Annotated in this window: 13 protein-coding genes; 4 read left to right on the forward strand and 9 right to left on the reverse strand. The window is 49.5% G+C overall.

Features of this window, described 5'->3' with window-relative positions:
* Positions 1-62: 62 nt before the first annotated feature.
* The 5 genes from WG68_RS00470 to WG68_RS00490 form a co-directional block, all read right to left on the reverse strand.
* Entirely contained in the window at positions 63-761 is a 699-nt protein-coding gene (locus WG68_RS00470) for an OmpW/AlkL family protein (RefSeq protein WP_046555694.1), read from the reverse strand.
* 175 nt (positions 762-936) lie between these two features.
* Positions 937-1854, reverse strand: coding sequence for a histone deacetylase family protein (locus WG68_RS00475; protein ID WP_046555695.1), 918 nt, complete (start codon positions 1852-1854; stop codon positions 937-939).
* Entirely contained in the window at positions 1854-3701 is a 1848-nt protein-coding gene (locus WG68_RS00480) for a bifunctional acetyl-CoA hydrolase/transferase family protein/GNAT family N-acetyltransferase (RefSeq protein ID WP_046555696.1), read from the reverse strand. Before WG68_RS00480 ends, WG68_RS00475 begins: the two co-directional genes overlap by 1 nt.
* A gap of 159 nt (positions 3702-3860) precedes the next feature.
* A complete protein-coding gene (locus WG68_RS00485) occupies positions 3861-5258 on the reverse strand; it encodes a DUF3300 domain-containing protein (RefSeq protein ID WP_046555697.1) in 1398 nt (465 codons plus the stop codon).
* Positions 5259-5535: 277 nt separating this feature from the next.
* A complete protein-coding gene (locus WG68_RS00490; protein ID WP_046555698.1) occupies positions 5536-6030 on the reverse strand; it encodes a hypothetical protein in 495 nt (164 codons plus the stop codon).
* Between the two features lie 285 nt (positions 6031-6315).
* Here WG68_RS00490 and WG68_RS00495 point away from each other — a divergent pair, with 285 nt between their 5' ends.
* Positions 6316-7236, forward strand: coding sequence for a 2-hydroxyacid dehydrogenase (locus WG68_RS00495; protein ID WP_046555699.1), 921 nt, complete (start codon positions 6316-6318; stop codon positions 7234-7236).
* A gap of 346 nt (positions 7237-7582) precedes the next feature.
* Here the strand turns inward: WG68_RS00495 and smrA are convergent, their stop codons facing one another.
* From smrA to WG68_RS00510, 3 genes are all read right to left on the reverse strand, one after another.
* A complete protein-coding gene (gene smrA, locus WG68_RS00500) occupies positions 7583-8158 on the reverse strand; it encodes a DNA endonuclease SmrA (protein WP_046555700.1) in 576 nt (191 codons plus the stop codon).
* Positions 8159-8243: 85 nt separating this feature from the next.
* Positions 8244-8531, reverse strand: a complete 288-nt coding sequence (locus WG68_RS00505) for a hypothetical protein (protein ID WP_046555957.1) — start codon at positions 8529-8531, stop codon at positions 8244-8246.
* Between the two features lie 127 nt (positions 8532-8658).
* Positions 8659-9999, reverse strand: coding sequence for a M20/M25/M40 family metallo-hydrolase (locus WG68_RS00510; RefSeq protein WP_046555701.1), 1341 nt, complete (start codon positions 9997-9999; stop codon positions 8659-8661).
* A gap of 154 nt (positions 10000-10153) precedes the next feature.
* Here WG68_RS00510 and WG68_RS00515 point away from each other — a divergent pair, with 154 nt between their 5' ends.
* Entirely contained in the window at positions 10154-10531 is a 378-nt protein-coding gene (locus WG68_RS00515) for a response regulator transcription factor (protein ID WP_046555702.1), read from the forward strand.
* A gap of 130 nt (positions 10532-10661) precedes the next feature.
* Complete coding sequence (locus WG68_RS00520) at positions 10662-10955, forward strand: ArsR/SmtB family transcription factor (RefSeq protein ID WP_046555703.1); 294 nt, start codon at positions 10662-10664, stop codon at positions 10953-10955.
* 62 nt (positions 10956-11017) lie between these two features.
* Here WG68_RS00520 and rpsT read toward each other — a convergent pair whose 3' ends face one another.
* The gene (gene rpsT, locus WG68_RS00525) at positions 11018-11287 is read right to left on the reverse strand and encodes a 30S ribosomal protein S20 (protein ID WP_046555958.1); all 270 of its coding nucleotides are present in this window, start codon (positions 11285-11287) and stop codon (positions 11018-11020) included.
* Positions 11288-11462: 175 nt separating this feature from the next.
* On the opposite strand from rpsT, the gene murJ reads away from it, so the two are divergent.
* On the forward strand, positions 11463-13037 hold the full coding sequence (murJ, locus tag WG68_RS00530; protein WP_046555704.1) for a murein biosynthesis integral membrane protein MurJ: 1575 nt from the start codon (positions 11463-11465) through the stop codon (positions 13035-13037).
* Positions 13038-13057 lie beyond the last annotated feature (20 nt).

Below are 13057 nucleotides of genomic sequence, written 5' to 3' on the forward strand. Positions count from 1 at the left end.
AGCACATTATCCGAAATAAAAAACCCTGCAGTTGCAGGGTTTTTTTATGCAGCGGCTGGCGCTTATAACGTCCAGCGCAAGCCAATCATCGCCACATAGGGGTCGATATTAATATTAACGCTTTGCACTGTGCTGCCATTAACCTGCACCCGGCCGGTGGTGTCGATATCCATTTTACTTAACATCATGTGGATACCCAGGGTGTCATTCAGCTTGATATTTACCCCGGCTTGTAATGCCAAACCGTAGGAGTTTTTCGCTTTTAAGGTAACGCTGTCGTTCGGACCCGTGACGTTCAGCGCTTGCAGGGCATCTTTTAACTGATTGTCAATCTGCTCATCGAAGAAGATAGTGTAGTTAACACCCACGCCGACGAAGGGGTCAAAGGTGTGATGCTCTGGCATAAAGTGATACTGCGCCAGCAGGGTAGGCGGCAGATGCTTGGTTTTACCCACTTTCAAGCCGTCGATGGCAGAACCTTTTACGCTGATGTCATGGCTGAATGGGGTGGCAGCAATTAGCTGTACTGCCCAGTTTGGCTTGATCCGGTAATCAAACGTCAGGCCTAGCTGAGTGTTGCTGTTAACGGCCAGCGCTGTCGAGCCGTTCGGTAAGCCAGCAACTTGCTCAATAACATTTAAGCTGGAACTGCTGTCATCGGGTGCCACGTTGATAGCGCCGATATTAATAGAAAAATCAGCAAAAGCCGGGGCAGCGGCTAACACAGAAATCAGCGGAATAGCGATTAAACAGGTTTTCATAAAGTGCTCCACAAGTTAATTCCATAGCCAGTGTGCGCTTTAGCCAAAACAGAATATTGGCCTGGATCAATAAAAAAACCGCTGTCAGGTCTGTACAGCGGGTTACTTTGTTCTGTATCAAATTTTTGTAACTATAAATAGTTAGCAAGCTACCTGCTTTGTACTATTGACGTTGCTACATCAGCCCCTTTAAAAAGGCCACCACACTGCGCCCCAGTGCACTTAAGGCATAACCCCCTTCCAGCATCGCCACCACCCGGCCATGACAATGCTTAGTGGCCAGCGTTTTAAGCTCGGTTGCCAGCCACTGATAGTCATCTTCACGCAACATAAAGTGCGCCATATCATCCTCGGCATGGCCATCAAAGCCGGCCGATACCAGAATAAGCTCTGGCGCAAAGGCATCCAGCGCCGGTAACCACGTCCGGCTGACTTCAGCGCGCCAATGGCTGGCTTTACAACCGCCGGGCAGCGGCAAATTAATAATATGATCTGACACGGTGTCAAAACCAGTATGCGGATACAGCGGGTACTCAAAAGACGAGCAAAACAATACCCGGGGTTCGTGTTGAAAGATATCTTCGGTGCCATTGCCGTGGTGTACGTCAAAATCCACGATGGCCACCCGCTTTAGCTGATATTGGTTCAGTGCGTATTCGGCGGCGATGGCGATATTGTTAAAAAAGCAAAAGCCCATCGCCTGCTCATGGGTCGCATGATGCCCCGGTGGGCGAATGGCACAAAAGGCCTGCTTGTCACTGGCCTGCATCACTTCGTCCACCGCGTTAATGCCACTGCCGGCGGCATACAGGGCGGCCTGCAGGGTTTTATTCATCATCTGGGTGTCAGGGTCAAGCCAGATATGGCCCTCAATCGGTGCCTTGGCATACAGTTCGCTGACATACAGGGTGCTGTGAGCCCGGCACAAGTCGGCTTTGCTGGCAGGGGTTGCATCTTTTTGCTGCAGCACATAATCCAGGCCGGAACGGATCAACTGGTCGTTTATTGCATCTAAGCGGGCCGGGCATTCCGGGTGGTCGTCACCGGCACTGTGCTGGCGACAAATGGCGTGGCTGAAAATGGTAATGGCCATCAGCTTGCTCCTTTTGCGGGTGCGGCAGTGAGTTCCAGTTCCAGAAATACTTCACTTGGGTCGTCATAGCTTTTGCGTTTAAAGCCGGCTTTGGTAAAGACACTTAACATGGGTTTATTTTCGGCCCGGACATAGGCCATCATTTTGCTAAGGCCACGGCTGCTGGCGATGTCGATCATCTGTTGCAGCAGCCGTTTCGCCATGCCCTTACCCTGATGTTTTTCGCGGGTAACAAACGCCACTTCGCAGCTGTTATCCGACTTTATCAGGTAATAGCGGCCTACCGCCTGAATTTCTACCACTGAGCCTTTTTGTTTCACAATACACAGGGCTAAATCCTCAGTTTGATCAACACTAACCAGGGTACAGGACTTTTCCCGGCTCATCTGGGTGGGCACGGTGTTGTAGCGCATTTGCAGGGTTTCTTTGGTATGGGAGTAGAAAAACTCCTGCAAGCGGCGCTCGTCAGAGGGGTTTAATGGCCGCAAATCAAAGCTTTCACCGTCTATCTTTAATTCTTTAAAGCCTACCGCGCCAAGCTCTGCGACCTCGACCGGGGTTTGTAACTGGTAATGCGGCACCCAGTAGAATTTACGCACTTCGGCCAGCAGTTGACTACGAAACTTAGGATGCGCCACCCGGATCAGCTCCAGCGCACGTTCGCGCACGCTTTTACCGCGTAGTGAGGCCACCCCGAACTCGGTTACTACATAGTGCACATGACCGCGGCTGGTGACTACACCGGCGCCTTCGCGAATATGCGATACAATGCGTGAGATGGTACCGTTTTTGGCGGTGGAGGGCAGGGCGATAATTGGCTTGCCGCCGCTGCTCATTGAGGCGCCGCGGCTGAAATCGACCTGGCCGCCAATGCCACTGTAAAACTGATGGCCAATCGAATCTGATACCACCTGGCCGGTTAAATCCACTTCAATGGCGCTGTTTATCGCCACCATTTTGTCATTGCGAGCAATATTGGCGGGAGAGTTAACATACTCGCTGGGGTAAAAACCAATATGCGGGTTCTGATCAACAAATTGATACAGCGCTTTACTGCCAATACAGAAACTGACCACGCTTTTGCCGGGGTGAAAGGTTTTACGCCGATTATTGATCACCCCTTTTTTAATCAGTTCCAGCACGCCATCGGTGATCATTTCGCTATGCAGGCCCAAATCTTTATGATTGCTAAGGTATTGGGTAACCGCTGCGCAAATGCGGCCGACGCCCAGCTGGATGGTCGCGCCATCATCAACCAGCAGTGACACATACTGGCCTATCCGCTCAGTACGGGCGTCCAGCTCTGGCATGGCCGCTTCTGGCAGTGGCTGGTCAGCATAATAAAAAGTGTCGATATCATCGCGGTGAATAAACGACTGGCCGTAGGTAATTGGCATTTGCGGATTAACCTGGGCAATCACCTTTTTTGCGGCTTTGGCTGCGGCAGCCACCACATCCACCGACACGCCCAGTGAGTGATAACCATGTTCATCAGCCGGGCTGACCATAATCAGTGCCGCATCCAATGGCAGCACGCCGTCGGTGAACAGCGCCGGAATATCAGTCATAAAGCAGGGAGTATAGTCGGCCCGGCCTTCTGCCACTGCCTGGCGGATCTTTTCGCCACCAATAAAAAAGGTATTTACTTTAAACAGATGCTGATACTGCGGCTCGGCCCATTTATTATCGGCCAGGGTAACCAGCTGGACGATTTCAATATCGTGCAGGCTGTTAGCGTGGTTAATTAAATCATCAATCAGTGCGGTGGGCACGGCGGCGTGAGAACCAATAAAAATACGGTTGCCAGATTTAAGTAACTGCTGCCAGTTTAACGGGGCGGTGGCCATAGCTTTGCTGCCTGGGGATCAAACCATAGTGTTACTGTAATGCACTGGCTTGTTTGGTGCCAGCCCCAACTTTAGTCGCAGAGACACGCCAGGGGGGAATGACAAAAAAAGACCAGGCAGTACTGCCTGGTCGGTTTGAAAAGCAGGAACGTGCCCGGATTACTGAATACTGCGCACTTCGCGGTTGCTGCGAACTTCTCGACTAACGCTGGGCGCAGAGCGTTGGATTTGCTGAGCAGGGCGCTGCGGCTGCACCTGACGCTGTGGTTGCACTTGCGGCTGCACCTGGCGCTGTGGTTGCACTTGCGGCTGTACCTGCGGTTGGCGGCGTTGTACCTGCGGCTCGGGCCGTGGCACCGGTGTTACCCCTTGCTCAGGTCTGCTTTGCTGCTCGCGCGCAAGTTGCTGGCGTGGATTGTAGTTCGGCGCAGTGGTTTCCATTGGCCGGGCTACCGTGGTTCTTACCGGCTGACGCGCTGGCCGTTCTGTCCGCTCAGCCCTCTCAGACCGATCTAGCAGCTCTGCCCGCTGCTGAGTGTTCAGCTGGCGGCTGGCCGTTGCTGTTGGCGCCTGACGCAGATTAACCTGCTCGGCGGTGCGGCGCTGTATTACTGGCTGCTGGCGGCTTGGCTGATTAGTATTTACCTGGCTACGATGCGGCTGGTCGCGACGTTTGCCTGTTTCAGCCCGGTACTCTTTCGTTACCTGGCGGGCATAACCATAGTTATGCTGGCGGTTTAGCACTTCATGGCGGTAATGTACGCCACGTCTGTGGTAGCTGTTATGCTGCCAGCGCCGCGCCTCAGCGTAATGGGTGTTGCGGCGCGGATAATAACGTGGTGGCTTATGATAATAATGATGATTAACAATAATATGACGATGATGCCAGTCAAAAATACTGAAGTAAAAGGATGGCCGTACCACAAAGCTGGGGCCCCAGTAGAAATGGCTGCTGGCGTAAAAACCTCTTGGCGCATGCCAATATACCGGTGGGTAAGCTGACCACCACCAGTTGCCATATACCACCCGGGTGTCATAGTAAGGCACGTAAATCACTTCTGGGCGACGCGGCTCAATAATAATAATTTCGCGTTCGCGCTGCACGGTAACGTGCTCCAGTTTACTTAATGAGCCATGCTCATAGGCACGCTGGCGCAATTGCTGAATACTGGCCAGCACAGCAGCTTCATCGGTTAAAAACACTTCACCCAGTTGCTGAGTCCAGGTCAAATCATCACTGAGCCGCTTGAGCAGATCCGGAAAGGCCACTAACGCCTTAACGCTGGGTTCCCAGTCTTCGCTGGCAACGGCCTGCACTGCAGCATCACCACTTAAATCAGGGTGGCGTGCTGACCAGCGGGCAGCCTGAACTATTTCTAATGGATAAGTGGCGGCAATCAACACATGGGTTAATATCGTGTCAGGATACAGTGCGACGGGCGCCAGCATCTGATCGAGTTCAGCCTGCGATAAGGTATCACTGGCTTTAGCCTGATAACTAAAAATCAGTAGCACACTCAGTAACAGGGCTTTTAAGCTTAAACTGTTGCTATACATAGTGGTTTCCTCCACAGGGGCAGTGTTGCCGGCAACCGGGTTGACGACACTTGTCACAAGTCGCGTTGACGACACTTTACACAAGTATAGAGGTTATAGGCAGCTGAGCCTTAATGCTAACTGAACTTTGCTCAATCTTTACACAGCCTTTACGTATGCTCAGCTTGCCGGCTGCGTCAGATAGCGGCTTTGTTTCGCTGGCTTTAGTTGCTGCAGATCCACCAGCGCCAGACCATCGACACAGGCAGAGACATTAGGATTTTGTCGCTATCTATTTCTAAGGGGCGGAATCTCTATCAAATTGTCCTATTATGTTAGTTACAAACTTCTCAGAAAAACCAGCAATAAAACTCCAAAAAAAGAGTTTGGCATAGTCTCGTGGATTATCACTGTGAACCTCAAAGAGGCCAGCGAAGACGGTCATCGTGTCTTCATTTATTTTTTCGAATGATGGAAATAAATGACCAGATAATAATCCAGATAAAAATGCCAAATATAAAACGCCAGCTAATGTAGCCCCTGTTAGAGGAGCTAACAAAATATATGGTATGGAATTTCTCATTAGCTCAAGATCTTCTTGGGAGAGCGCTTTTAAACGTCTTTGAAGTGAAATAAACGCTCCTAATGCTCCTAACAGCATAACGACAGGCAAGACAACAGTATTACGAATACAAAAAAAGCCGACGAAGAGAATTAACATAATTGATATTATACAAGTAACTGCCGTAATCAATCTAAAACTAACATCTTTAACCAGCTGCCTCTTGTCCATTCTTTTACCCTAAACGCTTATAAGTAATAGTCAAAATAATAGTTCAGAGATTTTATTTAACAATAGATACAAGCCGATAATGTTGTTGTATTACCTGCTCAATATTAAACATACTCACCTCCGCGCCATACCGGTGCCCCGGCTATTGCCAACAGGCTAACGCTGTTATATGACAAGCAGGCGACAATTTTATGGCAGTTTCCGGACGTTTTTTCCGGCCGCTGGCCGTGCTATCTTTGGGTTATTACTACCTGTTTTAGCTGGTTATTGCTGGCGGAGTGTCTGATGAGTATTGCTTTGATCATTCCTGATCGAAAACTGGATGATTTACAACAACGTTTGCAACAAGCGCTACCGCAAACCCAGATAGAGATATGGCCTGAGCTGGATGATCCGGCTGCTGTTGAGTTTGCGGTGGTATGGAAACAGCCGCATGGTTGTTTAAATGGCCTGGTTAACTTAAAAGCCATTCAGTGCTTTGGCGCCGGAGTGGATGCCATATTAAGCGACCCCACCTTGCCGGATTTACCTGTCAGCCGGATTGTTGACCCGGCACTGGCCGATGCCATGGTGAGTTATCTGGATGGGGTGGTCAGTTACTACCGGCTGCAGCTGGATGTGTTCAGTCGCCAGCAGCAACAGGCTTTATGGCGGCCCAAAAGCCCGCGTAAGTTGAGGAAAATGACTATTTTAGGGTTGGGTGAGCTGGGCAGTGCCGTTGCCAGCCATTTTAACCAGTTAGGCTACCAATTGGCAGGCTGGGCCCGTAGCAGCAAAACATTGGCAGGAGTGCAGTGCTTTACCGGTGACGAACAGCTTACTGCTTCGGTGGCAGCGGCCGACGTCATTATTTGTCTGTTGCCGCTGACCCCAGCTACTGACAGCCAGTTAAATGCCGGCTTTTTTCAGGCGTTAAAGCCCGGCGCCATTTTTATTAACGTTGCCAGAGGGGCAATAGTAGATGAAACTGCGCTACTGGCTGCATTGGACCATGGGCCTTTAGTTGCCGCCTGCCTGGATGTGTTCCGGCAGGAACCTTTGCCCGGCAACAGCCCGCTATGGCAGCATCCTGCTGTGCTGATCACGCCGCATGTGTCAGCTGTAACCAATGTCAGTACTGTGGTCAGTCAGATCGCTGAGAATTATCGACGCTCGCAACAAGGTTTAGCGCTGTTGCACCCGGTAGACCTGGTTAAGGGCTACTAACTGGTTAAAAACACAGTTATTGTAAATATGTTACAAGTTAACTACACTCAGCAACGGTTTAAGGTAACTTAAGCTGAAAGTCTAATAAAAAGAATAAAATGCGTTACTGAGGTATGTTATGAGTAAAGCGTCCAGTCGTGGTTTTGGCTTTACCGCAATCGCCGTTGTGGTGTGTCTGATGGCACTGTCGGCGTTTCTGACCAAAGCCGAAGCGGCCATGTGGTTAATCTGAACGGTTAATTTTAAAGGCTGCAGGAAAAGATTCGGTCAAGTGGAATGACCAACAATCAAGGGGTTAGCGTTATTGCCAATGTTAGCTGGTTAATGATGTTAGCCCCTTGATGCTTTAACCTTTGGTATGTCGCTCGCGGTTCTGGCGTTTTTGCTCGGCATTTTTTTGCAACAACACATAAGTAGCACTGTAACCACCATGCTGGCGCTGGGCAGTGTGAGCTGCCAGCACGACAGGTAATTGCGGTAGCCACTTAAACACGTAGCTGCGTAATATTGCCGGATGCGGTTTGCTGTTGCGGCCCATACCATGATGAATTAACAAGGTTCGAATGCCGCGTTTGTGGCAGTCTTCAATAAAATGCAGCAGTTGGCTGCGGGCTTCGGTCAGGGTTTTACCCAGCAGGTTTAACGTGGCATCCAGCTGATATTTACCCAGGCGTAAATTACGATAGACCCCTTGCTGCACACCGTCTTTGCAAAATGCGAAGGGATCGTCCGGTTTCACTAACTCCACATATTCCATGCTCAGATAGTTCGGATCGTACTCCATTTCCTGCTCAGCGGCTTTGCGCCGGGCTTGTTGAGCCAGTGTAGGGCTGAATTCAGTTTGCTGGCGCACTTCATCTTGCGATAAAGGTTTTACATCCGTCATTTCCTGCAGAAACAGGTCAAGTTCATTATCATGCATCGGCCGGCTCCAACTGCTTCGGGCGGCTTAGTATAGCGTGCCACCAGGCTTGAAAAAAGCCTGACTGACAGGCGATAAACCAGGCTTAGTGTTCAGCGGGTAATACAGTAGCGCTGGAGGCGCTGAGTTTATGGGCGCTCAGGGCTTTTCTGCGGGCACTGGCAAAACGCAGCAGATAGTAGGCATTTATTAACAGTACCAGTAGGTTTGAGATAACGCCCTGTGGTATTGCAATATGGCTGTAATAGACAAACAGCAGGCTGCAACCGATTAATGTAGCTAATCTCAACCAGAACACATCCTTAATAAAAAAAGCACCGATACAGATGGTTAAACCTACCCAGCTGATAATGTCGTACCCCAAGTTTTCCATAACGCCTGCCATGCTGTTAACTACAAAGGCGCGCATTATGCTCAGTGGCTAAGATTTCATCAACTGAGTAATTTTACTGTTTTAGCATTACTATATCTAATGAATTCCTGGCTGCAGTGGCGGTGCTTTATTTACGTAAATCAACCTGACTGTTTGCAATAGCCCGGGTCATTATCAGCCAGGCCTGCAGATTTTGCTGCAAGGCAGCCGGGTCAATTTTATCCAGGGTATCGTTAGGTGTATGGTGATAATCAAAGTAATCGGTGCCATCCTGTTGCAGGGTAGCCACCGGTACCCCCTGTGCTTTTAAAACGGACACATCCGGCCCACCTGATGCGGTATTGGTGCCCGCTTCAATGCCTAAGTGTTTTAACTGTTGCTGCACTTGTGCGCCAAACGCCAATGCCTGTTCTCCAAAGCCAGTATCAAAGCGCCAGACTCTGCCGGCACCAAAGTCTGATTCAGAAGCAAATACGTGGTTGTTTAAGTTGGCGGCATGGCGGGCGGCATAAGCGCGGGCACCAATCAGACCACCTTCTTCATTGCCAAATAACACCACGCGGATGGTACGCTCAGGTTGTTCTTTTTTCAGTAAAGCGGCGGTGGCCATGACGATGCCGACCCCGGCACCATCGTCCAGCGCGCCGGTGCCTTCATCCCAGGAGTCGATATGAGCGCTGATCAGTACAATTTCATCCGGCCTTTTGCTGCCGGTAATTTCTGCAATAACGTTGTGGCTGGTTACTTCACCCGGCAGGTTGTTTTGCATATGCAGGCTTAAGCGGGCTTCCGGATTAATCGCCAGTATTTTGCTCAGTTGCTGGGCGTCGGGTACCGAAATAGCGGCAGCGGGGATCCTCGTCACATCATCCTGATAGCGCATAATGCCGGTATGAGCAAAGCGGTTATTGCTGGTGCCCACCGAACGAATAATAATAGCTTTGGCACCTTGCTTAGCGGCTTCCACCGCACCTTGCGCCCGGGCACCGACCACCTGACCATAGAAACCGCCACGAATATCTTTACGCAGGGTTTGGTTAATAAACACAATCTTACCTTTGACACTGGCCGGGTCGGCTTGTTGTAGTTGCTGCAGATTATCAAACATTATTACCTGGCTGGTAATGCCATCGAAGGGAGTGCCAACAGAACCACCCAGCGCAGTCAGTACCAGGGCCTGGTTAAAAGGCGCTTCAACCCGCAAGCTGGCATTACCTCGCTCCCAGTATTGCATGGTAAAAGGCTCACTCCAGACTTTATCAAAACCCAGCTGCTTAAATTTTTGCTCAGCCCAGGCGACAGCCCGTGCATCGGCTTCGCTGCCCGCTAAACGCGGGCCTACTTCGACGGTTAGTGATTCCACCAGCTGATAAGCGAGGTCATTATTCAGGTCCAGTTGGCTAGCCTGGGGGGTACTGGTTACTGCAAAAGTTGCAGCGGCAATTATTGTTGTTATCCACAATTTCATCTTTTCATTCAGCCTTAGTATTGTTACATTATCGGGACTTTAGCATGCTTTGCAGGCCAGCCCTAGTGGTGGGCGTTGAAACGCATTTTGCTCAGGATGAAGCTTCTCGTCGAAGCGTTTTATTCCACAAATTTATGGTATTGAGGCTTCACGGATGCAAGCTATACAACCTTTCACTTCGGCGCTGCTGGTTGATGATACCAGTACGGTCCGGGAATTTCTGCGACAAATTCTTAGTCAGCTTGGTATTGCTACCATATATGAAGCTGCGGATGGCGCCACTGCGGACCACATCTTTAGCACTTACCATCCTCAGTTAGTTTTTCTTGATATTCAGCTGCCAGACATTAATGGCAAGGTATTATTACAGCGTTTTAAGCAACAGGATATGCGCACCCATGTGTTTATGGTGTCGGCTTACTCCAGTGTTGAAAACCTGAAGGATGCGATTGCCGGTGGTGCTAATGCTTTCGTGGTTAAACCGTTTTCGGCAAAGCGAATATGTAACTTAGTAACGTCACTGCCTCATTAGTTGTTATTTTGGCAGTGCTTATTTAATGTTCGTTTAATGTATAATCTTGTTAAATAAGAATGATTATCTTGTCGCGTTCGGGTCTAATCGGTAATAATGAACCCAATACAGATAGCCAGAGAACTGAAAAATGAACTTGAATGACATGCTGGAAAATTCAGCACACGCCGTTAAGCTGCTTAAGGCTGTATCGAACGAACGACGTTTATTAATTTTATGTCACTTGCTGGAAGGTGAGATGTCGGTTGGTGATATTAACGACAAGTTAGACTTAAGTCAGTCGGCATTGTCGCAACATCTGGCATTACTGCGGCGGCATAAGCTGGTAAAAACCCGCAAAGTGGCGCAAACCGTGTATTACCGGCTAAACAGTAGTGAAGCCGAGCAGCTGATCGCATTAATGCATAAACTATATTGCAGCTAATTTAATAAGGTTTAAAAACAAAAAAGCCAGCTTGCGCTGGCTTTTTTGTTGGTAGCTATCAATTAAGCTGTTTTTAATGCCTTAACATGCGCATTTAGACGAGCTTTATGACGTGCTGCTTTGTTCTTATGGATCAAGCCTTTGGCCGCCATACGATCAATTACAGGTACCATTTTGTTAAACGCTTCAGTTGAAGCGGTTACGTCAGCAGTTAATACCGCTGCGTAGGTTTTCTTGATGAAAGTACGCATCATAGAACGTTGACTGGCGTTTTGCTGACGACGTTTTTCTGATTGAATTGCGCGCTTCTTAGCAGACTTAATGTTAGCCAAGGTAACACTCCTAAAAACTAAAACCGGACTCTTTAAAGGCCGCATAATATGCCTATTTAATGGCCCGTTGTCAAATGCTTTCACGTTAAAGTGCAGCAATTAAATTGTTGCAGCTACTGGTAATCGGGTGTGATAACAAGCCAAAATAGCCCTGGCGTAAATAAAGGAGTTGCGGGTGTCGGGAAAATTACTAAAATCTGGCTTAATTGTCAGTGCTATGACGCTGATTTCACGAGTATTAGGCTTGATCCGGGATGTAGTGGTGGCTAACTTTGTTGGCGCCGGTGCAACAGCAGACGTATTCTTTTTTGCCAACCGCATCCCGAATTTTTTACGCCGTTTATTTGCCGAGGGTGCTTTTTCGCAAGCTTTTGTACCGGTATTAAGTGAAGTTAAAGCGCAGCACGGTGATGACGCGGTACGGGAATTAATTGCCAAAGTGGCCGGTACCCTGGGGGTCATTGTTACTTTGGTTACCCTGTTTGGCGTGATAGCGTCGCCGCTTCTGACTATGTTATTTATGACTGGCTGGTTTATTGAATGGCTGAACGACGGCCCCGACGCCCAGAAATTTGAATTAGCCAGCCTGATGCTGAAAATCACTTTTCCTTATTTATGGTTTATCAGTCTGGTGGCGCTCAGTGGTGCTGTGCTCAATACCTATAACCGCTTTGCCGTTGCCGCCTTTACCCCGGTTTTTTTAAATATTGCCATTATTGGCGCTGCCTGGTATCTGGCACCGCAGTTGAATGAGCCCGCTATGGCCCTGGCCTGGGGGGTATTTATCGGCGGCCTGGTGCAGCTGTTGTTTCAGCTGCCTTTTCTGGCCAAAGCGGGTTTGCTGGTGCTGCCAAAATGGGGCTGGCGTGACCCTAACGTGACAAAGATCCGCACCCTGATGCTGCCTGCATTGTTTGGTGTGTCGGTCAGCCAGATTAATTTATTGTTTGATACGGTGATAGCGTCGTTTTTACTGACTGGCGCCGTCAGCTGGTTGTACTATTCTGACCGACTGATCGAGTTTCCACTGGGGTTGTTTGGTATTGCCATTGCCACGGTGATTCTACCTAATTTATCGCGCCATCATGCCAGTGCCAGCGGCGCGAAGTTTCGCCATACTCTGGACTGGGCCATCCGCTTTGTCGCCATGTTTGGCTTACCGGCGATGGCGGCACTGATGGTGCTGGCGCAGCCTATTATTATGCTGCTGTTTATGCGCGGCGAATTCAGTCAGCAAGATGTGATGATGGTATCGTACAGCCTGATAGCCTACGCCACCGGCTTATTGAGTTTTATGCTGATTAAAGTGCTTGCCCCGGGTTTTTACGCCCGCCAGGATATTAAAACCCCGGTACGGATTGGTATTATTGCCATGGTTGCGAATATGGGGTTGAACCTGCTACTGGCACCCTGGCTTAGTTATGTTGGTCTGGCGCTGGCAACGGCTTTATCAGCCAGCTTAAATGCTTATTTACTATATCGGGGGCTGGTGTTGGCTGGTGTGTTTAGTTTTAGTAAATCCAGCTGGGTGTTTCTGCTGAAGATAGCTCTGGCCAGTAGCGTGATGGCCGCGGGCTTGTATTGGCTAAGCCCGCCGTTTGCGGCCTGGCTACTGCTGGATTTCTGGGCGCAGGCGAGCCGGCTGGGGTTGTTATGTGTGCTGGGTATTGTCAGTTATTTTGTTATGTTGTGGCTGCTGGGGGTGCGGTTATCCCATTTTCGTGTGCAAACTATTGCTGAAAGCAATTAAGTTAGTGGTTATAATGCCGC

The sequence above is a fragment of the Arsukibacterium ikkense genome, from assembly GCF_000987775.1.
Taxonomy (GTDB): Bacteria; Pseudomonadota; Gammaproteobacteria; order Enterobacterales; family Alteromonadaceae; genus Alishewanella; species Alishewanella ikkense.